The sequence below is a fragment of the Aquitalea magnusonii genome, from assembly GCF_002217795.2.
GTDB lineage: Bacteria > Pseudomonadota > Gammaproteobacteria > Burkholderiales > Chromobacteriaceae > Aquitalea > Aquitalea magnusonii_B.
Map to the genome: position 1 here is coordinate 4,789,631 of NZ_AP018823.1, position 24,650 is coordinate 4,814,280.

The following is a 24,650-nucleotide window of genomic DNA, read 5'->3' on the forward strand; positions in this document are numbered from 1 at the left end:
AATTAATTCAGTGATTCAGACGAAGTCTGGATGACAAAGCTTCTTCAAGTTTGTTGACAGTTTATGTCTGGTGGCCATAGCGAGGTGGTCCCACGCCTTCCCATCCCGAACAGGACCGTGAAACGCCTTAGCGCCGATGATAGTGTGGCATTCGCCATGTGAAAGTAGGACACTGCCAGACTCCCCTTACAGAAGCCCAGCTCAATCGAGCTGGGCTTTGATTTACCCGAAGTTTTGCTGTTGAGTTTCTCCAGCAAGCTTTGGTTTACAGCTTGATGTTTGGTGGCCATAGCGAGGTGGTCCCACGCCTTCCCATCCCGAACAGGACCGTGAAACGCCTTAGCGCCGATGATAGTGTGGCATTCGCCATGTGAAAGTAGGACACCGCCAAACTCCCCATTCGCCAGCCAGCTGGCAGTAAAAAGCCCGGACATCATGTTCCGGGCTTTTTGCATTTGGCTGATGCAAGATCATGTCTTGCGGCCAGCAGTCTCCAGCAAGGTACTGATTTCTTCCTCATTGAATATCCGGATGTTGTGCTGGCGCAGCAGACTGCTGCATACACCTTCGCCTGGCTGTAGCTGAGCTGTGAAACTGCCATCGTAGATTTGCCGGTTGCCGCAAGACGGGCTATTGGCCTTGAGCAAGGCGAGCTGACAGCCATGCTGTTGTGCCAGATCCAGGCTGTGCTCTGCGCCATTGGTGAAGGCCGTGGTGAGGTCCTGGCCATCAGCGGTCATGACCTTTGCTGTGCCTTGCCATACGTCTGAGCCATCTCCGCCACTGATTTCAGCGGGTGGACGCGGTACGGGTAGCCCCCCGGCACATTCCGGACAGGTGGGAATCAGCTGGAAATGCGTAGTTAGTGCCACCAATTGCTGCGGGGTTTGTCCTTTTGCTTGGCCATCGTAGCGTACCGGCTGACCTAGCAAGCAGGCGCTAATCAATAAGGCAGGTTTGGTCGTGTTCATAGCCATGGCTCTACAAGTTGGGCCAGCCGCGTGGCGGATTGCCGAATGCTGGTTTCTTCTACGCCGGCATAGCCCAGCACCAACCCATTGGCTTGAGGCTGAGCAAGGTAGTGACGGGATAGCGGGCGTAACCATAGTTGCTCTTGCTCTGCCTGCTGGCTGAGCTGCTGGTCGCTGATTCCTGCTGGCAGTGAGGCAACCAGGTGCATGCCTGCCTGGCCGGCAGATAGGGGAAGTGCATTTCCCAGTGCTTGATGCAATGTACTGCGCAGCAGTTGCTGGCGTATGCGATAAAGCTCGCGCATGCGGCGGATGTGACGGGCAAAATGCCCCTGCTCGATAAAGTCCGCCAGTGCCGCTTGCTGTGCGTAGCTGCCTTCGCGGTACAGTCGGGCATAGCTGGCACGGAATGCATCAATCAGCGCTGGCGGGATAACCAGGTAAGCCAGTCGCATGGCTGGAAACATCACTTTGCTAAAGGTGCCAAGGTAGATCACCCTGGCACTGTCAGCCAGCCCTTGCAGCGAGGCAATGGGTTGGGCGTCGTAGCGGAATTCGCTATCGTAGTCGTCTTCAATTACCCAGCTATTGTCTGCTTTGGCACGTTGTAATAATTCCAGTCGTCGTGCCAATGACATGACTACTCCGCTGGGATATTGATGGGATGGTGTGATGTAGATCAGCCGGGGATGGCTGCCTGCCGGTGCCGCAGCGGGGTTCAGCCCCTCCTGGTCGACCGGCACCGGCACCACCTGCAGTCCTGCCGCCTGTAGTGCTGCCTGGGCACCTGCATAGCCCGGCTCCTCCATCCATGCCTGGTCGTCTTGATCTGCGAGTAGCCGGGCGGTGAGTTCCAGTGCTTGCTGTGCGCCTTGCACCACCAGGATCTGCTCCGGCTGGCAACGTACCGAGCGTGAAAGTTGCAGGTAGGTGCAGATTGCCTGACGTAATGCAGGCAAGCCGCCCTCCTGCTGATAATGCCACCAGTGATCTGCCGCCTGTTTGTTGTGCTGGTGCTGCAGGCGCTGCCAGATGGCATGCGGGAACTGGCGCAGCTCTGGCAAGCCGGGGGCAAAGGCACCGATCAGGCCGGTAGGCAGCCGGCATTGTGCCGTCAGTACCTGGCCACGCCGCGACAGGCCGGCATGCTCGGAATCCGCCTGCTGCCTGCTGCTCAGGCCCGCAAAGGCCGGGCTGACAAAGGTTCCTGCCCCCGGGCGGCTGTAAAGATAGCCTTCTGCCAGTAATTGGTCGTAAGCGGACAATACGGTATTGCGACCGATCTGCAATGTCTTGGCCAGTATGCGGCTGGCGGGCAGGGGACTGTCTGCCGTGATCTGCTGTCGGCGGATGGCTTCCCGCAGCAGTTGGTAAACCTGCTGGGAAAGCGTGGACTTGCCCTCGCGCTGCAGATGGCTGTGCAGGTAATCAATGATCCAGTCGGCATGCATGAATGAAGTGGTTCCTTTGCAGATGCAAAGAGTGGTTCTTTTGAAGGAATCAATTTGCCCGTAATCTGCGCTTATTGCAAATGCAACAACAAGGGTGAAACTGATGACACAGCTGGAGTTCTACCAAGCCAAACTGGCCTATGAAATCGATGCCGCCGATGTCAAGGCGGCGCTGGAGGCGGGTGAAAAGCTGATTCTGATTGATACGCGTGCCACCGCCGCATTTGAGCGTGAAAGCATACCGGGTGCCTTGTCCCTGCCACACCGCAGCATGAACGCAGAAACCACTGCCGCATTGCCGCGCGATGCCTTGCTGGTGCCGTTCTGCGATGGCATTGGCTGCAATGGCTCCACCAATGGTGCCATCAAGCTGCTGCAACTGGGCTTCCGGGTGAAAGAGCTGCAAGGCGGGCTGGACTGGTGGAAGCGCGATGGTTTTGCCACTGTGGGCAGTCATGCCACTGCAGGTACGTCCATCCAGTGTGCCTGCTAGGAGGCGATATGTCTGATGAATTTATCGCGCAGCGTCTTGCTCCGGGTGAGCCAAACCAGTTTGGCCAGTTGCATGGCGTGGCCTTGCCTGACTGGCAGGCTTGTCCGTTACCGCAGCCGCTGCTCATGAGCGGGCAGTATTGCCGTCTGGAACCATTATCGGTGGCGCGCCATGCGGCGGGGCTGTATGCCGCCATGCAGGCTGATGGTGCGGATGCGAACTGGACTTATCTGGGCTACGGGCCGTTTGCCAGCCTCACGGACTATACGGACTGGTTACGTAGTATGGAAGGGCTGAGCGATCCGCAGTTTTACACCATCATCGACGCTGCCAGCGGGCAGCCGGTGGGTCTGGCCAGCTATCTGCGCATTGATGCGGCCAATGGGGTGATCGAGGTCGGGCACCTTAACTATTCGCCGCTATTGCAGCAGAAACCAGCAGCCACCGAGGCCATGTACCTGATGATGCGCCATGCCTTTGACCTGGGCTATCGCCGCTATGAATGGAAGTGCAATGCGCTGAACCTGCCATCGCGCCGGGCGGCAGAGCGGCTGGGGTTTCTGTTTGAAGGGCTGTTCCGGCAATCCATGGTGATCAAGGGGCGTAATCGGGACACCGCCTGGTATTCGATCCTGGATGGCGAATGGCCTGCAGTGCGGCAGCGGCTGGAGCAATGGCTGGCTGCTGCAAACTTTGATGTGGCAGGCCGGCAGCGTGTGGCATTGTCCGCGCTGATGGCGGGCTGGCGTGGAGAAATGGCAGGCAAGGGATAGGCGAATCAGCATCCTGGCGGTTTCGCCGCATGGGGGTGGCGGGTACAATAGGATGTTTTTGCAGATTATTCTGGTTGATTGATGACTCCGCATCCCCGTAATGCCCGTATCAAGGGCGAACCGCAGCAGCCCAACCGCTTTATCTTTGGCGATGCCGTGGACGCGGCAGGCCTTGAGGCCACCGAATATCTGGTGCATACCGCAGCACCGGCCTTTGTCTGCCGACTGGTTGGCAATGATTTCACTGAATTTGCCGGGCGCGATGCAGATGCGTTTGCCAGCGCCTTGCTGTTTGATGCTGATGCCAACCGCAGTGTGTATGTGTGCAATCGCGGGCTGCGGCTGTTTGATTTTGTCTTTACTGGCGATATCCCCACCGCAGCGCGTCTGCAGGCGATCTGCGATGAAGCCATGAGCACCTATCAGCGCTTGCATGAAGCCTATGCCGAGCGTGAGGTAGGGCCGCGCCCGCGCGAAATGCGGCAGGGGCCGACCGAGCCGCTGCCGCCCGCCGAGCGTAGCCTTGCCATTCGCACGCTGCGCGAAGCCGCCCGCGCTGCCGCCCTTGACCCTATGCATCGTGCCGGGTTTGCCGCCCAGGTGCAGCAGGCCTTGATGGGCGGTGATCAGGCGGTGTTTACCGAAGCCCAGCTTTCCCTGCTGGCTGAGCCGGCTGCACGTGCCTTGCTGGTCAACAGCGCGCGTGATGCCATTGCCTTTCCCGAAGTGGTGCGTGCCGATGGCACCGTGGTGTCCTTCGAATTATGGGCGCTACCCTTTGCCTTCTCCCGCGCGCAAGGTGGGGTGTGGTGGCATTTTCCCTTGCTGGAACGGCTGGAAACCCCGCTGGCCGATGCGCTGGACGTACCGGAAAAGGCCATCCTGTGGATATCGCCCACCTTGTTTACCGTCGACATGCTCAATGAGCGTGCTTGTCAGAACCTGATGCATCTGGCCAGCGTGATGGATGCCGGTTGTGATTTTGCCCCGCTGGACCCGGCCTCATCGCGTGCCACCTACGAGGCCGCGCGCAAGACGCAGGATCCGCAACTGGTGATTTCCTGGCTGCCTTTCCTGGTGGAGCGTGGTGCCTTGCCGATTGACCAGGCCAGACAGCTCTCACGCAAGGCGCTGGATGCGGTGATGCCGCTGGTGCAGCAGGCCATTGGTGCCGAGATGGAGTATGGCGAGGCCGAACTGTTTGCCCCGCTGCCATGGTGGGAGTCGCTGTCCGCCGGTGTGCGCGCCTGGAACCGCAAGCGTCTGGGCCTGACCGTAGCCCTGATTGCCAGCAAGGTGGGCGGGCTGCAGGACCTGGAGGCGGTGGCGGAATACCAGCCGGAACTGCAGGGCTATGAAGTCGGCCTGAAAGTTCGTGGTAGTGAGGAGCTGCTGGCACGTTCGCCCTGGCTGATGGTGCCGGATGTGGCACCGGACAAGGATGCCACCTGGAAAGATCTGTGTGACTGCCTGCGCGAGGCGGATATTCCGCTGTCGGAAACCATCGTCAAACTTCACTAAGCACGGCTGACAAACAAGCGGCTGCGGCGGCCCATGGCCCAGGTGGTGGTACGCCAGCGTGTCCGCCGGTTCCCTGTTCCGGGATCCGCAACAACAAAAAAGGCCGCAAACGCGGCCTTTTTTTGATGGTGGGCTGGACTTATTTGTCCAGGCCGCCCAGCAGCACGTACTTGATTTCCAGATAGTCTTCAATACCGTACTTGCTCCCTTCGCGGCCCAGGCCGGATTGCTTCACGCCACCGAACGGTGCGGCTTCGTTGGACAGCAGGCCGCTGTTGACAGCAACCATGCCGTATTCCAGGCCTTCGGAGACGCGGAAGATACGACCCACGTCACGGGCATAGAAGTAGCTGGCCAGGCCGAACTCGGTGTCGTTGGCCATCTGGATGGCTTCTTCTTCGGTCTTGAAGCGGAATACCGGAGCCAGCGGGCCGAAGGTTTCTTCCTTGGCCACCTTCATGGCCGGGGTCACTTCAGTGATCACGGTCGGTTCGAAGAAGCTGTGGCCCAGCGCGCTGCGCTTGCCGCCAGTCACCAGCTTGCCGCCCTTGGCCAGGGCATCGGCAATGTGCTCTTCCACCTTGGCCACGGCGTTCTGGTCTATCATCGGGCCTTGGGTAACGCCGGCTTCCAGACCATTGCCCACCTTCAGCTTGGCTACGGCAGCGGCAAACTTTTCGGTGAAGGCATCGTACACGCCGTCCTGTACCAGAATGCGGTTGGCGCAGACGCAGGTCTGGCCGGCATTGCGGTACTTGGAAATCATCGCGCCTTCAACGGCGGCATCCAGATCGGCATCGTCAAACACGATGAACGGTGCGTTGCCGCCCAGTTCCATCGACACTTTCTTGACGGTGTCGGCACATTGGGCAATCAGCTTGCGGCCCACTTCGGTGGAGCCGGTGAAGGAGAACTTCTTCACGGTGTCGCTACCGGTCAGTACGGCACCGATTTCGCTGGAGCTGCCGGTCAGTACGGAGAACACGCCAGCCGGAATGCCGGCACGTTCGGCCAGTACGGCAATGGCCAGGGCGGACAGCGGAGTCTGGCTGGCCGGACGTACCACCATCGGGCAGCCAGCGGCCAGCGCCGGGGCTGCCTTGCGGGTGATCATGGCATTGGGGAAGTTCCACGGCGTGATGGCGGCGGTAACGCCGATCGGCTCCTTGGTGACCAGAATGCGACGGTCGGATGCCGGGGCCGGAATGGTGTCGCCATACAGGCGCTTGGCTTCTTCGCCATACCATTCGATATAGGAAGCGCCGTAAGCGATTTCGCCCTTGGCTTCGGCCAGCGGCTTGCCTTGTTCGCTGGTGAGGATGACGGCCAGGTCGTCCTGGTTGGCCATCATCAGTTCAAACCAGCGGCGCAGGATGACCGAGCGCTCTTTGGCAGATTTCTTTTTCCAGCTCTTGAAGGCTTCGGCGGCACCGGCTACGGCGCGCTCGGCTTCGGCCTTGCCCATTTTCGGTACGGTAGCAATCACTTCGCCGGTGGCCGGGTTGGTGACCGGGATGGTTTCGCCGTTGTCAGCATCCAGCCATTGGCCGTTGATGTAGCACTGCTGCTTGAGCAGGGAAGGGTCTTTCAGATTCAGCATGAGTCTCTCCAGAATGGGCGGAGCATGGTGTGTGTGCAGACGGCCAACCCCGTTGCCGGGATTGGCCGTCATCATCAGTCAGTGACGGATCAGGCCTTCAGGGCGGCTTCCAGCTTGGCCAGCGCTTCGGCGAACACTTCGTCTTCAATGGTCAGCGGGAACAGGAAGCGAACCACGTTATAGTACACGCCGCAAGTCAGCAGGATCAGGCCGGATTCCAGGGCTTTGGTCTGTACCTTCTTGGTGAATTCGGCATCCGGCTCGTGGGTGCCCGGCTTATTGAACTCAACGGCTACCATGGCACCCAGGCCACGCACGTCGGCGATCTGCGGGATGTCCTTCTTCAGGCTGTGCAGTTTTTCCTTCAGCAGCTCGCCCAGCTTGTTGGAACGTTCCAGCAGGTTTTCTTCCTGAATCACATCGATCACGGCATTGGCAGCAGCCAGGCCCAGCGGGCTACCGGCATAAGTACCACCCAGGCCGCCCGGTGCTGGTGCGTCCATCAGTTCGGCCTTGCCTACCAGGGCTGCCAGCGGGAAACCACCAGCCAGCGACTTGGCCATGGTGGTCAGGTCGGCAGCAACGTCGAAGTGTTCCATGGCAAACAGCTTGCCGGTACGGGCAAAGCCGGCTTGTACTTCGTCGGCAATCATCACGATGCCGTTGTCGTCACACAGTTTGCGGATGGCGCGTACCCATTCGGCCGGCGCGGAGTAGAAACCACCTTCGCCTTGTACCGGTTCGAAGATGATGGCGGCAACGCGCTTGGCTTCGATGTCGAACTTGAACAGTTTTTCGATGCTGGCCAGCGAATCTTCAACCGATACGCCATGCAGGGCGTTCGGGTAAGCGGCGTGGTAGATCTCGCCTACAAACGGACCAAAACCGATTTTGTACGGGGCAACCTTGCCGGTCAGTGCCATGCCCAGCATGGTGCGGCCATGGAAGGCACCACCAAATGCGATCACACCCGGACGGCCAGTTGCAGCGCGGGCCACCTTGATGGCGTTCTCGACTGCTTCAGCGCCAGTGCTGAAGAAGGCGGCTTTCTTGGCGAAGTTGCCGGGGCTGAGCTTGTTCAGCTTTTCGGCCACGGCAACATAGGATTCGTAAGGCACAACCTGATAGCAGGTATGGCTGAACTTGTTCAGTTGCTCGGCCACGGCAGCCTGTACCTTGGCATGCAGATGGCCGGTATTCAGTACGCCGATACCACCAGCAAAGTCGATGTAACGATTGCCTTCAACATCCCATACTTCGGCGTTCTTGGCCTTGTCGGCAAAGAAAGTACACATTACACCCACGCCGCGCGGGGTTGCATCGGCCTTGCGTTGCATCAGATCTTTGTTGCTCATTCCATCTCTCCTAAGATTGGGGTGCCTGGTGGCATGGTCCTGGACATGAATGCTGGTGAACCTAGGGCATTTAGTGCTGCTTTTTTCAGTGTCAACCAGTCGCCGTTGGGCAGAATTCGGCGTTTTCCAGCGTGGTTTGATTCTAATCAGGTGTTTAGCAAAAAGCTACACCTGCATCAAAAAGTTAAACACTTGTTGCAAGACATGCACACCATGAAAAAAGGGCTGCTGCGCAAACAGTAGCCCCATTTGATCACAAGTGACAAGTTTGTTTAATGGCGAATCGCCGCGTTTACCGTTTGCAAGCGGCTTTCATTCAGGGTGCCGGCCACTTGTTCCAGTTGCAGGCAGGCGGTGAGGTAGTCGTACTTGGCGGTGGCCAGACTGGTGATGGCATCGTAGTAAGACTGTTCGGCTTGCAACACGTCCAGATTGGTACGGATGCCGACTTCCTTGCCCAGTTTGGTGGAGTCCACCTTGCTTTTGGCCGAAATCAGCAACTGCTGTTGCGCACGTACCAAGGCGGCACCATTGGTGACGCCCAGCCAGCTCTTGCGCACGTCTTCACGCAACTGGCGGCGGGTGGATTCCAGCTTGTCGCGGGCGGCCTCCTCCTTGGCCAGGGCTTCACGGATTTGCGAGTTGATACCGCCACCGGCAAACAGCGGCAGGTTGACCGACACGCCGATACTGCTGCCGCGGGTGACCGGCAGTGCGCCGTTCTGGTTGCTGCGGTTATCGTTATACCCGGCGCTGAGTGCCACCACCGGTAATTGGTTGCCGCGTTTTTCGGTGACGGTCTGGCTGGCATATTGCAAAGCCTGTTCGGCTGCGCGCAGTGCCAGGCTGTTGTGGGTGGCCAGTTCCAGCCAGCTTTGCAAATCGCCGGCTGGAGGAGGGGGCAACTGCTCTTTTAGTGGCTGGATGGCGCGTGCATCCAGCCCGGTGAGCCGGCGCAGATTGTTCTGGCTGATTTCCTGCTGGTTGAGTGCCACGATTTCCTTGGCACTGGCGGCATCGAAGCCGGCCTGGGCTTCGTGGGTGTCAATAATGGTGGCGGTGCCCAGATCAAAAGCCGTTTTTGCCTGTTGCAGTTGGGTTTGGTAGGCCTTCTTGCTGGCACGGGTGGCGGTCAGGGTGTCCTCGGCCAACAGCACGTCAAAGTAAGCCCGGGCAATCTCCACCATCAGTTGCTGTTCGGCGGCATCAAAGCTGGTTGCCGCCTGCTGGCTGGCTATCTTGCCTTTCTGGTAGGCGCTGTATTTGCTGACGTCAAACAGTGGTTGTGATAGCTGGATGCCATAGCCCGAGCTGTCATAACCGGCCAGTCCGGCTGGCTGGGTGGGATTGGTGTGGCTGTAGCTGCCGGTGAGGGCCACTTGCGGCAATAGCTGGGCCCGGCCTTGCACGGCCTGTTCGCTGCCGGCACTCAGGTCGGCGCGCGAGCCGGCGTAGTCGCTGTTGTAACTGCGGGCAGCCTGCCAGGCTTCGCTCAGGTCGAAGGCAAGGGCGCTGGGGCTGGCCAGCAGCAGCACCAGGGCAGGCAGCAAGGGGGTGAAGCGGGCAAGATGTTTCATGTTGTTCTCTTTTGCGGACGGTCCACCTTGAACCACTGGGCGTACAGGGCAGGCAGGAACAGCAGGGTGAGTACTGTGGCCACCAGCAGCCCGCCCATGATGGCCACCGCCATCGGTCCCCAGAAGGTGCTGCGGGTGAGCGGAATCATCGCCAGGATGGCGGCCAGTGCGGTGAGCATGATGGGGCGGAAGCGCCGTATCGTGGAGCCGATGATGGCTTCGTGGCGGTCTATGCCTTCGCTGATGTCATGCTCGATCTGATCCACCAGAATAACTGAGTTGCGCATGATCATGCCGGACAGGGCAATCACCCCCAGCATGGCGACAAAGCCGAACGGTGCCTGGAACAGGATCAAGGTGAGTGTCACCCCTATCATGCCCAGCGGCGCAGTCAGCAATACCATCAGCGTGCGCTGGAAGCTGTGCAATTGCAGCATCAAGAGGGTGAGCACCACCACGATCATGAAGGGGGCAACCGCCGCAATGGCCTTTTGCGAATTGCTGCTGGATTCCAGCGAACCACCCAGTTCGATGTGATAGCCAAGGGGTAGGGTCTGTTCCAGTTGCTGCATCTGCGGCCAGAGCGCGGCAGAGACATCATCGCCCTGCACGCCGTCGGCGACATCCGCGTTGACGGTGATGGTGGGCAGACGGTTGCGCCGCCAGATGATGGACTCCTCCGGCTGATAGTCGATCTTGCCCAGTTGCGACACCGCGACAAAGCGACCACTGGCGGTTTGCACCTGCAAATTGCCCAGTGCCGCCACATCGCTCTGCTCCTGCTTGTTCAGGCGCGCCACGATGCCGACGGTACGGTTGCCGTCGCGATAATCGGTCACGGTGGCACCGGAAATCAGCATTTGCAGTTGTTGGGACAAGGACTGGCTATTGATGCCTAGCAGGCGGATCTTGTCCTGATCCAGCGTGATGCGCAGCGCCTTCAACTGCTCACCCCAGTCGATATTGACGTGACGGGTGGACGGGTTGGCTCTTACCCGTTTTTCCACTTCGGCGGCAATGGCGCGGATCTTGTCATGGTCCGGCCCCATTACGCGGAACTGTACCGGGTAGCCTACCGGCGGGCCGTTTTCCAGCCGGGTGACGCGGCCGCGTACCAGTGGGAAGTCGTGATCGAAAATCTGCTCGATACGGCTTTTCACCAGTTCGCGCACATGCTCGTCACCGGTCATCACCATCAGTTGGGCATAGTTCAGATGCTGTTGCTGCTGATCCAGCGGCAGATAAAAGCGGGGGCTGCCATTGCCGACATAGCTGGTGACGCTGCGTACATTCTTGTCCTGCCGTATCAGTGCTTCCAGTTTTTTCACCTCGCGCTCGGTGGCGGCATAACTGGCACCACGCGGCAGCCACAGGTCCACCATCAGTTCCGGCCGGTTGGACGAGGGGAAAAACTGCTGTGCCACCAGCAGGCGGAAGGCCAGCAAGGACAGGACGAAAATGCCCAGGGTGATGGCAATGACGGTTTTGCGGTAGTGCAGGCACCATTCCAGCAGGCTGCGGAAGCGCAGGTAGAACGGCTTGTGATAGACGTCGTGCTGCTGGTGATGCGTGCTTTGCTCGGACAGCAGTTTGTAGCCCAGGAAGGGAGTGAATACCACGGCGACAATCCAGGACAGGATGAGGGCCAGCCCCACCACGGCGAACAGGCTGAACACGTATTCGCCCGCGTCGGATTTGGCCAGTCCTACCGGCAGGAAGGTGGCCGCGGTAATCAGCGTGCCGGTCAGCATGGGGAAGGCCGTGCTGGTGTAGGCATAGGTCGCTGCCTGGAATTTGTTCCAGCCTTGCTCCAGCTTCAGCGCCATCATTTCCACCGCGATGATGGCATCGTCCACCAACAGGCCCAGCGCAATGATGAGCGAACCCAGCGAAATGCGTTGCAGGTCCAGCTTGAAGAAGTACATGGCGAGAAAGGTCATGGCCAGCACCAGCGGAATCGACAGCGCCACCACCACGCCGGTGCGCAGACCCAGGCTGAAGAAGCTGACCGCCAGCACAATCAGCACGGCCTCGATCAGCGAGCGCATGAATTCGCTCACCGCGCTCTTGACCACCTTGGGCTGGTCGGAAACGGGGTGGATTTCGATGCCTACCGGCAGCTTGGACTGGATCCGCTTGAGCGTGGCGTCCAGATGCTCGCCCAGTTGCAGGACATCGCCACCGCTTTTCATGGAAATGGCCAGGCCCAGCGCTGGCTGGCCGTTAAAGCGCATGCGGAAGTTGGGCGGGTCGACAAAGCCGCGATGAATCTGCGCGATATCGCCCAGGCGCAGGGTTTTGCCATTGGCCACGATGGGTGTGTTGGCCACCGCTTCCACGGTGCTGAAGTTGCCGGTGGGTCTTACCCAGATACGGTCGCTGGCGGTTTCGTAGGTGCCGGCTGGCAGCATGGCATTCTGCTGCTGCAGCGCGCTCCAGATGGCGCTGGTGTCCAGGCCCAGCGAGGCGAGTTTGCTGCTGGATAGGTCGATATAGATGTTCTCGCTCTGCTCACCCACCAGGTTGACCTTGGCCACATCCGGCACGCGCAGGATTTCTTCCTTGGCACGGTCCACGTAGCGGCGCAGTTCCTCGTCGCTGAAGCCGTCACCGGTAAAGGCATAGATGTTGCCGAAGGTGTCGCCGAACTCGTCGTTGAAGAAGGGGCCTTGGGTGGTGGCGGGCAGGCTGCTGCGCACATCCCCCAGTTTCTTGCGTACCTGATACCACAGCGACTGCACATTCTTGGCCGGCACATCTTCGCGCAGATTGATCAGTAGCAGGGATTCTCCCGGCTTGCTGTAGCTCTGCACGTACTTGATTTCCGGCATCTCCTGCAGTTTTTCTTCCAGCCGGTCGCTGATTTGCTGCTCCACCTCCACCGCCTTGGCACCCGGCCAATAGGTTTGCACCAGCATGGCCTTGAAGGTGAACTCGGGGTCTTCCTTCTGGCCTAGCTGGGTATAGGCCCACAGGCCGGACACCATCAGCATCACCATGAAGTACAGCACCAGCGCCTGGTGGCGCAGTGCCCATTCCGATAGATTGAGCTTTTTCATTTACTGGCCACCTTGCAGCATGGTGACGCGCTGATTGTCGTGCAGCAGATGCACTCCGGCGCTGACCACTTTTTCGCCCGGCCGCACGCCGCCTTGCAGGGTGACGCTGTTGCTGTCGATCGCTAGCACACTGACGGCACGACGCGTCACGCGCAGGCTCTTGTCATTCAATACCCAGACATAGTGCTTGCCCTGTTCGTCCAGCACTGCTGTCAGTGGCAGACGCAGGGTTTGCGGCGCGGCAGCGGCGCCTGGCTCCAGGGTGACAGTCACGGTCTGCCCCAGTGCCAGCGCGCTGGCATGCGGCAGGCTGATACGGGCGGCGTAGGTACGGGTGGCGGAGTCGGCATCGCCGGCCAGTTCACGCAAGCTGCCCTCGAACTGCTGCTTGCCGGCCCACAGGGTGACGGCAAACTGCTTTTGCTGGCGGACCTGCTGCAAGGCGTTTTCCGGCACCTGAATGGCGGCCTCTCGTTCTCCATCGTGGGCCAGTCGCGCCACGGCCTGCCCGGCAGCCACTACTTGGCCAGGCTCGGCGTTGATCTGGCTGATGATTCCATCCGCGTCGGCCAGCAACTGGGTATAGCTGCCCTGGTTGCGGCTGGCGGCCAGTTGCGCCCTGGCCTCATCTCGTTTGGCACGGGCTGCGTTGACGCCGTTTTGCTGGCCATCTACTTGCGACTGGCTGATGAATTGCTTGGCCAATAACTGTTGGTAGCGTTGCAGATTGAGCTGCTGTTGTGCCAGATCGGATTCTGCCGCGGCCAGTTGGGCCTGTTTGGCGCTGATGTCCAGGCTGGTGTCGCTGGGATCGAGCCGGGCCAGTACCTGGCCTTTTTTCACGTGTTCACCGCTATTGACCAGTTTGGCAACGATCTTGCCGCCAATACGGAAGGCAAGATCGGTTTCGGTACGGGCGCGAATCTGGCCGGCAAAGCTGTTGCGCGGTGTACTGCCATTCTGGCCGGCAGTCACGATGCGGACCGGGCGGATTTCTTCGCTGCTGCTGTCCGGATGGGAGCAGGCGGCAAGCAGCATGGCCAGCACAAGCGGGCAGGCCAGACGGAGGGCGGTGGGCATGGAGTGTGTCCTGTCAGTTTTTTTTCAAGCCGTGCAGCACCAGATCCAGTGCGTCCTTGAGAAAGCCGAGTGGGTCCTTGGTAGAACCGATGCAGCAGCCGGGCAGTTGGCCGAAGGAGTGGCTGAAAATCATGGTGCTCAGCAGCGGTGCCAGCAGCGCATCGACGGTATGTGCCAGCGGCACCTGGCGAAATTCACCACTGGCTATACCCCGTTCCAGCACCATGCTGAGCATCTGGTTGCTCGGCGTGATGACTTCCTCGAAGTAGAACTGCGCAAGTTCCGGAAAGTTGGCCGCCTCTGCAATCATCAGTTTGCACAGGCCAGCCGAAGGGCCAGAGCCCACTTCCTGCCACCAGTGCTCGACCATGTGGTGCAGCAGCGCGCTGGTACTGCCTGGAAAATCGTTGGCGACCTGTGCCAGTTGCTGCAAATTGGCAACAATGGTGCCACGGGCAATCGCCTTGAAAATCTCTTCCTTATTCTGGAAATAAAGATAAGGCGTGCCCTTGGTAACGCCGGCAGCACGCGCGATGTCTTCCATTTTAGTGGCCCGGTAGCCTTTTTCGACAAACTGGCCCAGGGCGGCATCCAGAATTTCGGCGGGACGGGCTTCTTTTTTCCTGCGCCAGCGGGTGATAGGGCTGTTTTCGGTCATGGATATAGCTGAATCATGATTCATTAACGGCGTGCAATGTAGAGTAAAGCTGCAATCCTGACAATTAATAAATCAGTGTTCAGTAGTTTGATTGATTAGAATGCAACACATTGTCGCCCCATGGCCGGAGCGCTTCCGGCCTTCACTCTGCAGAAGGAGATCGTTGTGTCTGTAAATGCCGCTGAAAAAGCGTTGGTTCTCGCCGAGGCCCTGCCGTATATCCGCCGTTTTTCCGGCAAGACCATCGTGATCAAGTACGGTGGCAATGCCATGACCGACGATGCGCTCAAGGAAGGCTTTGCCAAGGACATCGTGCTGCTCAAGCTGGTAGGCATCAACCCGGTGGTGGTGCATGGCGGCGGCCCGCAAATCAACGAGCTGCTGGAGCGTGTTGGCAAGGAAGGCAAATTCATCCAGGGCATGCGCGTGACCGATCAGGAAACCATGGACGTGGTGGAAATGGTGCTGGGCGGCCTGGTGAACAAGGAAATCGTTTCGCTGATCAACACCCATGGCGGCAAGGCCGTTGGCCTGACCGGCAAGGACGGCCACTTCATCCGCGCGGAAAAAATGTTCCTCAGCGATGAGAGTGACGAAAAGATCGACATCGGTCAGGTGGGGGAAATCTCCAGCATCGACCCGTCGCTGGTGTCCTTGCTGGACCGTCAGGACTTTATCCCGGTGGTGGCCCCCATCGGTGTGGGTGCCAATGGCGAAGCCTACAACATCAATGCCGATCTGGTGGCCGGCAAGCTGGCGGAAACCCTGCATGCCGAAAAGCTGATCCTGATGACCAATACCCCCGGCGTGCTGGACAAGCAAGGCAAGCTCCTGACCGGCCTGTCCGCCCAGCAAGTGGATGCACTGTTTGCCGATGGCACCATCCACGGCGGCATGCTGCCCAAGATCAGCTCGGCACTGGATGCCGCCCGCAGCGGCGTGAACACCGTACACATCATTGATGGTCGCGTACCGCACGCACTGCTGCTGGAAATCATGACCGATGACGGCGTGGGTACCATGATTCGCGCCAGCTGATTGATTGCAGTGCATTGACCAGGCCGGGGGCGTACTGCCCGCCGGCCTTTTTCTTGCCCGCTGCATCTTTGCCGCCAGCCATGTTGTTAATCAAACTTGTTCTATAGTATTGAAACAGCCTGTTTCAGGTTCTCTTGGCCGATGAGGAGGGTGCAATGCAGACAGTCAGACAGTTGCTGGAGCAAAAATCCGGGCGGGTGCTGGTTACCGTCACGCCGGAAAGTACCGTATTTCAGGCACTACAGGTAATGGCAGAACATGATATCGGCGCAGTGCTGGTGATGGATGGCGGCGAGGTGGTGGGTATTTTTTCCGAACGGGACTACGCCCGGCGCATCGTGCTGCAGGGCCGTACTTCTGCCGGCACCCGCATTCGCGACATCATGACCAGCAAGGTGGTGTATGTCACGCCGGAACAGAATTCCGATCAATGCATGGCGCTGATGACGGAAAAGCACATCCGTCACCTGCCGGTGCTGGAGGGTAAAACGGTGCTGGGCATGCTGTCGATTGGCGATCTGGTCCACGCCACCATCCAGGAGCAGGCGCAGGTCATCAATCATCTGGTGCATTACATCCAGAGCGCTTGAGTCCCTGCCTGCCAGATAATAAAAAGCCGCCTGCGGGCGGCTTTTGCTATCTGGCGTAACACATCAGGCTACAGGCACGATGCGCTGGCGCAAGGCTATCAGCGCGGGTGCCACTTGCTGTTGCATCACTTCGGCGCTGAAGGCAAAGGCCGGACCGCTGGCGTTCAGGCTCATCGGCGGCTGGCCGGGAGTGGGCGAGGGCAGATGTACGCCCACGGCCATCACGTCCGGCTCGTACTCGCCGAATGAGGCCGAGTAGCCACAGCGCTGGTATTCCGCCATCGCCTGTTGCAGCCGTTGCTGCAGCTCCGGCCAGCGTGCGCCATAGCGTGTGGCCAGTTCGCCATTCAGTTGCTGGCGCACGTTTTCCGGCAGCCCGGCATAAAAAGCCCGGCCAATGGCGGTGGTGGCAATCGGCACGCGTGAGCCTACGGTCAGTTGCACGCTGACCCGCGACTGGCTGCGGTAGGTTTCCAGGTAAACCATGTCGGTGCCGTCGCGCATGGCCAGGCTGATTGACACATTGTTCTCCAGCGCAAACTCGCGCATCAGCGGCCCGGCTACCTGGCGGATATCGTAGCTGGCCAGCACCACCGAACCCAGTGCCAGCAGTGCCACGCCCAGCCGGTAGAAACCGCTGTGTTCGTCCTGGGACAGATAGCCCAGCGTGGTCAGGGTATAGGTCAGCCGCGATACCGTGGATTTGGGTAGGCCGGTGCGCTTGGCAATTTCCAGATTGGACAGTGCCGACTCGCCCGGTCGAAACGCTGCCATCACCTGCAAGCCACGCGCCAGCGCGGTGACGAACAGTCGGTCCTTGTCATCTTCTTCCTGCATTGCATTCCTCATTTCTATATCAATGGCCGAAACATCAGGTGCTGGCGGCCTGGCGCGAGCGGCAAGGATAGCCTGCTTGCGGCGTCGGTAAAAGAAAACGCTTTACAGCCAATTTTGGAGTTGTTAGTCTATTCTGCAATGTAAAACGCAATTCCGCAATGCGGAATTATGCGGAGCAAATTCACCAAGGAGATACCTCAATGGCCGCCAACAACAGCCGCGCACCCTTTGCCTGGGAAGATCCCTTCCTGCTGGCCGATCAGCTGACCGAAGAAGAAAGACTGGTTCAGCAAACCGCTGAAGCCTACTGTCAGGACCGTCTGATGCCGCGCGTGTTGACGGCCAACCGCGAGGAACGCTTCGACCGCGAAATCATGAGCGAGATGGGTGAGCTGGGCCTGTTGGGTTGCACCATCGACGGCTACGGTTGTGCCGGCCTCAGCCATGTGGCCTACGGCCTGGTGGCGCGTGAAGTGGAACGTGTCGATTCCGGCTACCGCTCGGCCATGAGCGTGCAGTCCAGCCTGGTGATGCACCCGATCTGGGCCTACGGCTCGGAAGCACAGAAAGACAAATACCTGCCCAAGCTGGCCACCGGTGAATGGGTGGGTTGTTTCGGCCTGACCGAACCGGATGCCGGTTCCGACCCGGCCGGCATGAAAACCCGTGCCCGCAAGGTGGACGGCGGTTATGTCCTGTCCGGTAGCAAGATGTGGATTACCAACAGCCCGGTGGCTGATGTGTTCGTGGTATGGGCCAAGGATGACGAAGGCGAAATCCGCGGCTTCGTGCTGGAAAAAGGCATGCAGGGCCTGTCGGCACCCAAGATTCACGGCAAGTTCAGCCTGCGCGCTTCCATCACCGGTGAAATCGTCATGGACGAAGTGCTGGTGCCGGAAGATGCCATCCTGCCGGGCGTGAAAGGCCTGAAAGGCCCGTTCGGTTGCCTGAACAAGGCCCGCTACGGCATCGCCTGGGGCGCCATGGGTGCCGCCGAGTTCTGCTGGCACGCCGCGCGCCAGTACACGCTGGACCGCAAGCAGTTTGGCCGCCCGCTGGCTGCCACCCAGCTGATCCAGCTGAAGCTGGCCAATATGCAGACCGAAATCGCGCTGGGCCTGCAAGCAGCCATCCGCGTGGGTCGCCTGCTGGACGAAGGCAAGGCTGCGCCGGAAATGATTTCGCTGATCAAGCGCAACAACTGCGGCAAGTCGCTGGACATCGCCCGCATCGCCCGCGACATGCACGGCGGTAACGGTATTGCCGACGAATTCCACGTCATCCGCCACGTAATGAACCTGGAAGCCGTCAACACTTATGAAGGCACGCACGATGTGCATGCCCTGATTCTGGGCCGCGCCCAGACCGGTATTCAGGCATTTGCCTGATAGCACAGCGGGGGTGTGGCTCCACCTGCCCCCGTTGTTGGTTCCTGTCTGTCCTTGCGAGGCCCGGTGCTTACCGGGCCCTTTTTTTGGTGAACAGTGTCATGTGGCTGCTTAAGCGGCCACATGACACTGTCCATCCGGCCGCCAGACGGCCACTAACGAATGAATCAGGAGAACACCATGGCGGGCGCACTTGCAGGCATCAAGGTTCTGGATCTTTCCCGGGTACTGGCCGGGCCGTGGGCGGGTCAGTTACTGGCTGATCTGGGTGCCGAAGTGCTCAAGGTCGAGCGCCCGGGTGCCGGTGACGACACTCGTCAATGGGCCCCGCCCAGCCTGGCGGATGGCACGGCAGCCTACTTCTTGTGTGCCAACCGCGGCAAGCGCTCGGTGACTGTCGATATCACCAAGCCGGAAGGGCAGGAGATTGTCCGCGCGCTGGCACGCGATGCCGACGTGGTGATTGAAAACTACAAGGTGGGCGGCCTGAAAAAATACGGGCTGGATTACGACAGCCTCAGCCAGCTCAATCCGCGGCTGGTGTATTGCTCCATCACCGGTTTCGGTCAGGATGGCCCCTATGCCGAGCTGCCGGGTTACGACTACATCGTGCAGGGCATGTCCGGCCTGATGAGCATTACCGGCCCGGCCGATGGTGAGCCGCACAAGGTGGGCGTGGCAGTCACCGACCTGTTCACCGGCATCTATGCCAGCAATGCCATTCTGGCGGCCATCATTGCCCGTCAGAGCAGTGGCAAGGGACAGTACATCGACATGGCGCTGTTTGACTGCGCGCTGGCGTCCTTGGCCAATATCAATATGAATTGGCTGATCGGCCAGCAAGTGCCGCCGCGGCTGGGCAATGCCCACGCCAATATCGTGCCTTACCAGGTATTTGCCTGTGCCGATGGCCATTTCATTCTGGCTTGCGGTAACGACAAGCAATTCCGTGCGGTATGCCAGGTGATCGGCCTGCCGCAACTGGCGGATGACGAACGTTTTGCCAGCAATCCGCAGCGGGTGAAGCACCGCGCCAGCATCGTTCCCTTGCTGGCCGAGGCCTTCATGGGCAATACCCGCGAACAATGGCTCAAGCAACTGGATGAAGCCGGTGTGCCGTGCGGTCCGATCAATACCGTGGACGAGGCATTCCGCGATCCGCAGATTCGCCATCGCGGCATGGAAATACACATGCAGGACAGCGTAGGGCAAAATGTTCCCCTGGTAGGGTGTCCGATCAAACTTTCCGGCACACCAGTCGAGTACAATCAGGCCCCTCCCAAACTGGGTGAACATACCGACGACGTACTGCGCGCGCTGGGCTACGACGCTGCCAGGATTGCCACACTGCGTGAGCAAGGCACCGTTTAAACGCTTGTTTGATTTTGACGAGCGTGGCTGCTTCATTGCATGATGACTGCCAGCTAATAAGGACAGCCCTCCGGGCGCAAAGGAGATGTGGTGCAACGCGATTATATGGAATACGACGTGGTGATCGTCGGCGGCGGCCCTGCCGGGCTGTCTGCCGCGATTCGCCTGAAGCAAGTGGCCGAACAGAACGGCCAGGAAATCAGTGTCTGTCTGCTGGAAAAGGGCTCCGAAATCGGCGCACATATCCTGTCTGGCGCCGTGATCGAAACCGGGGCGCTTTCCGAGCTGATCCCGGACTGGAAAGAAAAAGGAGCACCGCTGAATACCCCGGCGCTGTCCGACCGTTTCCTCTACCTGACGGAAACCGAGTCCATCCAGTTGCCGACTCCGCCGCAGATGCACAATCACGGCAATTACATTGTCAGCCTGGGCAATTTCTGTCGCTGGCTGGGTGAGCAGGCCGAAGCACTGGGGGTGGAAATCTACCCCGGTTTTGCTGCCGCCGAAGTGCTTTACCATGCCGACGGCTCGGTCAAGGGCGTGGCCACCGGTGCCATGGGCACCGGCAAGAACGGCGACCAACCCGGCGAACCCGGCATGGAACTGTGGGCAAAACAAACCATTTTTGCCGAAGGCTGTCGTGGCTCGCTCACCAAGATGCTGTTTGAGCGCTTTGGCCTGCGTGACGGTGCCGACCCGCAAACCTACGGCATCGGCATCAAGGAATTGTGGGAAGTCAAACCGGAACACCACAAGCCCGGCACCATCACCCACACCGTGGGCTGGCCGGTAGACACCGCCACTTACGGCGGCTCCTTCATGTACCACCTGGAAGACAATCAGGTCGTCGTGGGCTATGTGGTGGGTCTGGATTACACCAACCCCTACCTGTCGCCGTTCGAGGAATTCCAGCGCTTCAAGACCCACCCGGCCATCAAGGGTGTGTTTGAGGGAGGCCGTCGTCTGAGCTATGGCGCGCGCGCCTTGTCCGAAGGCGGCATCCAGAGTCTGCCCAAGCTCACCTTCCCCGGTGGTTTGCTGGTGGGTGATACCGCCGGCTTCCTCAATGTGCCCAAGATCAAGGGCACGCACACGGCGATGAAGTCCGCCATCCTGGCGGCCGATGCCGTGTTTGCCTTGCTGCAGGCCAATCCGGCAGCCCAGGGGCTGGAAGCAAGCGCTTACTCCGCCAGCTTCAAGCAAAGCTGGCTGCATGAAGAACTGCACCAGGTGCGCAATATCCGCCCGTCCTTCCGCTGGGGTCTGTGGCCGGCCATGATCTACTCGGCCATCGACACCTTCCTGTTCCGTGGCAAGGCCCCGTGGACGCTGCGACACAAGCATGCCGACCACGAAGCGCTGCGCCCGGCCAGTGAATGCACGCGCATCGACTATCCCAAGCCGGACGGGGTGCTGACCTTCGACCGCCTGTCCTCGGTGTTCATTTCCAACACCAATCACAGCGAAGACCAGCCGCCGCACCTGAAACTGAAAGATGCCAGCGTGCCGATCAGCTTCAACCTGGCCAAGTATGACGCACCCGAGCAGCGCTACTGCCCGGCTGGTGTGTATGAAATTGTCGGTCAGGAAGAGGGCAGCCCGCGTCTGCAAATCAATGCGCAGAACTGCGTGCATTGCAAAACCTGTGATATCAAGGACCCCAGCCAGAACATCAACTGGTGTACCCCGGAAGGTGGTGGCGGTCCCAACTATCCCAATATGTAAGCAGATGCTGGCCGTTTGGCCGGACTGTTGCAAAAACCCGGCCTTGGCCGGGTTTTTTTGTGCAATGCAACGATTTCTTGCATTCCGCCTTGACAGCCCACTGTCCTTGTTGGCAGGATGGTCGGCATGAATTCTTTCTCCGCAGTCTTTACCACCTACTTTTATTGGTACCGCACACCACGGCGGCTCCAAGGGGTGGTTCTGGACTAGGAAAAAGTACAGGACAACACAGAATCCCGAACAATGCCGCCGCGGTCAATCCGGCGGCATTTGTTATTTCCAGACAAAGCAGACGCCGGACCTACCCAGGCAACCAGACTGGAGATCCAGGTCATGAATGAAGTCAGTGATGCAAGGCAGATCGCCCGAGAAAGCGCCAATCTGGTGCTGGACGGTGCCGTATGGTCCGTAACCCTGTTGACCGATGGTGAGGCCCTGGCCAACAGCGTCGCGCCCGCAGCGGACCGCCTGTATCGCACCCTGCAACAGCATGACCAGGCGGCCGCCACCCCGGTACTGGAGTCCTTGCTGCCTGATATTCGTGCCTTGGCCATGCTGTTGTCCTCATTGCGCATCAAGAGCGCATGTTCACCCAGCCGCTTTGCCGATGAAACCGACTGGCTCGCCGCACGTATTGCCGTGCTGGAGCTGAGCCACGTTGCAGTGACCTTGCCGGAGCTAAGCCAGCTAGATGAGGCCAACCGCCGTCTGAAAGTGCTGTCCGAGCAACTGCAACTGACACTGCCTTGTGCTGCCCCGGTATTGTTGACTGCGCCGCAGCGCAGCCCCGGCATCTTGCAGGGCTGGAGCCGTCAGCGCATGAGCGGCATGGTTGGTGTGGCGCATGGCATGCAGTCCTTGTTCATGGCGTCGCGCCTGGCGGCCCAACAGTGCCGCGACCGTCTGCAGCCGCTGTGGCAGCGTCTGCAGGCCCCGGCCAGCAACTGAAAGACAAACATGGATTTATCCACCCGCGACGACGAGCGCCGGCTGAACAACCTCACCCTGCTGGTGTATATCCTGCAAGGCATCAGCCTGTTTACCGGCCTGCCCATGGTGGTGGCGGTAATCATCAATTATCTCAAGCGCGATGAGTGTCGCGGAACGCTGTACCAAAGCCATTTTGACTGGCAGATCCGCACCTTCTGGTTCTGCCTGCTCGGAACCGTGCTGGGCTATGCCTTGGTATGGATACTGGTCGGCTTTGTCATTCTGGGGCTAACCTGGCTGTGGTGCCTGTACCGGGTGCTGCGCGGCATTCTGGCCTTGAATGACGGCAAGCCGCTGCCTGTCTAGCGGGCAAAAAAGAAGGGCAACCAGAGCCGGCTGCCCAAAGAGGCCCTGAGCACGCAAGCAGGCCACAGCCTGCTGCCATGCCGAACCATGCGTTGACATGGCGAATGCGCCAAAGAACCTACGTCGCTATCACATGACTGACTTCGTATTGCGGTCGCAATCGGAACCGACCAGACCCCGGTAACGAATGGCCACCATGCTATCCCGTCCGTGCCGGTTTTCAACAGAAAAATGACAACGGCACTTGTCGCAGGTCAAATGCGGCAACTCGACAATAAAAGTCCGACAAAACAAGGCTGTGGCGTAAAATAGCTGCCTTTGGCACAATGCGCCTCCTTCAGTCCGGTCTGAAAGCATGCAACAAGAAGATCTGCAGCGTCTGGTTACCACCGCCATGCCCTTTGGCAAACACCAGGGCGTACTGATTTGTGATTTGCCCGGCAATTACCTCAACTGGTTTGCCCGTGAAGGATTCCCCAAGGGGGAAATCGGTCGTCTGCTGCAATTGATGCAGGAGATAGACCACAATGGACTGAGTTATTTACTGGACCCGTTAAGAAAGCGTTAAAGCATGGCAATTCAATGGTTTCCCGGCCACATGAACAAGGCGCGCAAAGATGTGATGGAGCGCCTGAAAGAAATCGATGTGGTCATCGAAATGCTGGATGCGCGCTTGCCGGCGTCCAGCGCCAATCCGATGCTGGCGCGCATGGCCAAGGGCAAGCCGCGCCTGATGATCCTCAACAAGCAAGACCTGGCCGACCCCGCCATCACCAGCCAGTGGCTGGAATGGTATCGCGCCAAAAAGCAGACCCAGGCCATTGGCCTGGATGCCGGCGAACGCGCGCCCTCGCAAAAGCTGGTGGCCGCCTGTCGCGAGCTGGCACCTAACCGTGGCGGGCTGGACAAGCCGCTGCGCGTGCTGATTTGCGGTATTCCCAATGTCGGCAAGTCCACGCTGATCAACAGCATGAGCAGCCGCAAGATCGCCAAGACCGGCAATATGCCTGGTGTCACCAAGAACGAGCAACGCATCATCCTGGCCGATGACGTCGAGCTGTACGACACCCCCGGCATGCTGTGGCCCAAGATCGAAGTGGAGGAGGGTGGCTACAATCTGGCCGCCAGCGGTGCCGTTGGCCGCAATGCCATGGACGAGGAAGAAGTGTCGCTGGAGTTGCTCAAATACCTGCTGCAACACTATGTCCCCGAACTGACCGCCCGCTACAAGCTGGACGAGGTGGACGGCCTGCAGGACTGGCAGGTGCTGGAAATGATTGGCCGCAAGCGTGGTGCCATGCTGGGCGGCGGTCGCGTCAATATCCAGAAAGCAGCTGAAATCGTGCTGACCGATTTTCGCGATGGCAATACCGGCCGCATCACGCTGGAACGCCCGCAAGAATGGGTGGTGTGGGAAAAGCGCGCCAAGGAACTGGCCGCCCAGAAGGCTGCCGCGCGCGAGGCCATGCTCAGCGAAAAGGAAAAGCGCAAGCATGCTTCACGCGGCTAACAAGCGTGATAGTGGTTTGCCGATAACTGAACTGGATAGCGCAGAATGTCGTCAGGAGCATGGCGCTATCCGGTCTGGATATTCGTTCTGAAGCGGATGATCACCCGACATGCTCGTGCTTTAGTGCTGAGCCGCGCGGTGTTTCTGTTGCTCTGTGATACGGTGTGCCTGGCATATTCCGACCGGAATATCCGGCCATGCCAGCTCAATGGACAGTGGTACTAGTCCGCCTCTCTTTACCTTGCCCGCCAGTTTTGCCGCCGGCCAACTGCCGCATGAAGCTGCCAGTCCACTTGCAGACAAGGCGGTATTTTTGCGGCGCAAGCTGGCTTGGCTGCTGCCTGCAGCTCATCCCAT

Annotated in this window: 21 protein-coding genes and 2 rRNA genes; 14 read left to right on the plus strand and 9 right to left on the minus strand. The window is 59.5% G+C overall.

Annotated elements, in window-relative coordinates:
• Positions 1-66: 66 nt before the first annotated feature.
• Both rrf (DLM_RS22620) and rrf (DLM_RS22625) read left to right on the plus strand, forming a co-directional pair.
• Positions 67-181: ribosomal RNA gene (gene rrf / locus DLM_RS22620) — 5S ribosomal RNA — on the plus strand.
• Positions 182-278: 97 nt separating this feature from the next.
• A 5S ribosomal RNA gene (gene rrf / locus DLM_RS22625) occupies positions 279-393 on the plus strand.
• Positions 394-470: 77 nt separating this feature from the next.
• Here the strand turns inward: rrf (DLM_RS22625) and DLM_RS22630 are convergent.
• A complete protein-coding gene (locus tag DLM_RS22630) occupies positions 471-977 on the minus strand; it encodes a DUF523 domain-containing protein (RefSeq protein ID WP_331852734.1) in 507 nt (168 codons plus the stop codon).
• Entirely contained in the window at positions 968-2,422 is a 1,455-nt protein-coding gene (locus DLM_RS22635) for a PLP-dependent aminotransferase family protein (protein WP_089084393.1), read from the minus strand. The genes DLM_RS22630 and DLM_RS22635 overlap by 10 nt, the downstream gene beginning before the upstream one ends.
• A 103-nt stretch (positions 2,423-2,525) precedes the next feature.
• Between DLM_RS22635 and DLM_RS22640 the strand changes: the two genes are divergently transcribed.
• The 3 genes from DLM_RS22640 to DLM_RS22650 all read left to right on the plus strand — a co-directional run bounded on the left by DLM_RS22640 (position 2,526) and on the right by DLM_RS22650 (position 5,209).
• Positions 2,526-2,915, plus strand: coding sequence for a rhodanese-like domain-containing protein (locus DLM_RS22640; RefSeq protein ID WP_089084394.1), 390 nt, complete (start codon positions 2,526-2,528; stop codon positions 2,913-2,915).
• 8 nt (positions 2,916-2,923) lie between these two features.
• Positions 2,924-3,688 carry a GNAT family N-acetyltransferase gene (locus DLM_RS22645; RefSeq protein ID WP_089084395.1) on the plus strand — a complete coding sequence of 255 codons (765 nt, stop codon included), beginning with the start codon at positions 2,924-2,926 and terminating at the stop codon, positions 3,686-3,688.
• A gap of 81 nt (positions 3,689-3,769) precedes the next feature.
• Positions 3,770-5,209 carry a hypothetical protein gene (locus DLM_RS22650; RefSeq protein ID WP_089084396.1) on the plus strand — a complete coding sequence of 480 codons (1,440 nt, stop codon included), beginning with the start codon at positions 3,770-3,772 and terminating at the stop codon, positions 5,207-5,209.
• Positions 5,210-5,348: 139 nt separating this feature from the next.
• On the opposite strand, the gene DLM_RS22655 is transcribed toward DLM_RS22650, so the two are convergent.
• From DLM_RS22655 to DLM_RS22685, 6 genes are all read right to left on the minus strand, one after another.
• Positions 5,349-6,809, minus strand: coding sequence for an NAD-dependent succinate-semialdehyde dehydrogenase (locus DLM_RS22655; protein ID WP_089084467.1), 1,461 nt, complete (start codon positions 6,807-6,809; stop codon positions 5,349-5,351).
• 89 nt (positions 6,810-6,898) lie between these two features.
• Positions 6,899-8,164, minus strand: coding sequence for a 4-aminobutyrate--2-oxoglutarate transaminase (gene gabT, locus DLM_RS22660; RefSeq protein ID WP_089084397.1), 1,266 nt, complete (start codon positions 8,162-8,164; stop codon positions 6,899-6,901).
• A gap of 272 nt (positions 8,165-8,436) precedes the next feature.
• Positions 8,437-9,741 carry a TolC family outer membrane protein gene (locus DLM_RS22670; RefSeq protein ID WP_089084399.1) on the minus strand — a complete coding sequence of 435 codons (1,305 nt, stop codon included), beginning with the start codon at positions 9,739-9,741 and terminating at the stop codon, positions 8,437-8,439.
• On the minus strand, positions 9,738-12,800 hold the full coding sequence (locus tag DLM_RS22675) for an efflux RND transporter permease subunit (protein WP_089084400.1): 3,063 nt from the start codon (positions 12,798-12,800) through the stop codon (positions 9,738-9,740). Before DLM_RS22675 ends, DLM_RS22670 begins: the two co-directional genes overlap by 4 nt.
• Positions 12,801-13,880: an efflux RND transporter periplasmic adaptor subunit gene (locus DLM_RS22680; protein WP_089084401.1), complete on the minus strand. Its 1,080-nt coding sequence runs from the start codon at positions 13,878-13,880 to the stop codon at positions 12,801-12,803.
• A 13-nt stretch (positions 13,881-13,893) separates the two neighbouring features.
• Positions 13,894-14,538, minus strand: a complete 645-nt coding sequence (locus DLM_RS22685; protein WP_089084402.1) for a TetR/AcrR family transcriptional regulator — start codon at positions 14,536-14,538, stop codon at positions 13,894-13,896.
• 165 nt (positions 14,539-14,703) lie between these two features.
• Here DLM_RS22685 and argB point away from each other — a divergent pair, with 165 nt between their 5' ends.
• Positions 14,704-15,576: an acetylglutamate kinase gene (gene argB / locus DLM_RS22690; protein ID WP_089084468.1), complete on the plus strand. Its 873-nt coding sequence runs from the start codon at positions 14,704-14,706 to the stop codon at positions 15,574-15,576.
• Positions 15,577-15,731: 155 nt separating this feature from the next.
• Entirely contained in the window at positions 15,732-16,166 is a 435-nt protein-coding gene (locus DLM_RS22695; RefSeq protein WP_089084403.1) for a CBS domain-containing protein, read from the plus strand.
• 63 nt (positions 16,167-16,229) lie between these two features.
• Here the strand turns inward: DLM_RS22695 and DLM_RS22700 are convergent, their stop codons facing one another.
• Entirely contained in the window at positions 16,230-17,003 is a 774-nt protein-coding gene (locus tag DLM_RS22700; RefSeq protein ID WP_089084404.1) for an IclR family transcriptional regulator, read from the minus strand.
• A 200-nt stretch (positions 17,004-17,203) separates the two neighbouring features.
• Here DLM_RS22700 and DLM_RS22705 point away from each other — a divergent pair, with 200 nt between their 5' ends.
• The 7 genes from DLM_RS22705 to ylqF all read left to right on the plus strand — a co-directional run bounded on the left by DLM_RS22705 (position 17,204) and on the right by ylqF (position 24,293).
• Positions 17,204-18,391 carry an acyl-CoA dehydrogenase gene (locus DLM_RS22705; RefSeq protein WP_089084405.1) on the plus strand — a complete coding sequence of 396 codons (1,188 nt, stop codon included), beginning with the start codon at positions 17,204-17,206 and terminating at the stop codon, positions 18,389-18,391.
• 180 nt (positions 18,392-18,571) lie between these two features.
• Positions 18,572-19,762: a CaiB/BaiF CoA transferase family protein gene (locus DLM_RS22710; RefSeq protein WP_089084469.1), complete on the plus strand. Its 1,191-nt coding sequence runs from the start codon at positions 18,572-18,574 to the stop codon at positions 19,760-19,762.
• Between the two features lie 105 nt (positions 19,763-19,867).
• Positions 19,868-21,487 (plus strand): electron transfer flavoprotein-ubiquinone oxidoreductase, encoded by a 1,620-nt coding sequence (locus DLM_RS22715; RefSeq protein ID WP_089084406.1) that lies wholly within the window; start codon positions 19,868-19,870, stop codon positions 21,485-21,487.
• Between the two features lie 333 nt (positions 21,488-21,820).
• Complete coding sequence (locus DLM_RS22720; protein WP_089084407.1) at positions 21,821-22,435, plus strand: hypothetical protein; 615 nt, start codon at positions 21,821-21,823, stop codon at positions 22,433-22,435.
• A gap of 9 nt (positions 22,436-22,444) precedes the next feature.
• The gene (locus DLM_RS22725; RefSeq protein WP_089084408.1) at positions 22,445-22,783 is read left to right on the plus strand and encodes a DUF4870 family protein; all 339 of its coding nucleotides are present in this window, start codon (positions 22,445-22,447) and stop codon (positions 22,781-22,783) included.
• A gap of 355 nt (positions 22,784-23,138) precedes the next feature.
• Positions 23,139-23,351: a DUF3820 family protein gene (locus DLM_RS22730; RefSeq protein ID WP_089084409.1), complete on the plus strand. Its 213-nt coding sequence runs from the start codon at positions 23,139-23,141 to the stop codon at positions 23,349-23,351.
• Between the two features lie 3 nt (positions 23,352-23,354).
• Positions 23,355-24,293 carry a ribosome biogenesis GTPase YlqF gene (gene ylqF / locus DLM_RS22735; RefSeq protein WP_089084410.1) on the plus strand — a complete coding sequence of 313 codons (939 nt, stop codon included), beginning with the start codon at positions 23,355-23,357 and terminating at the stop codon, positions 24,291-24,293.
• Positions 24,294-24,650 lie beyond the last annotated feature (357 nt).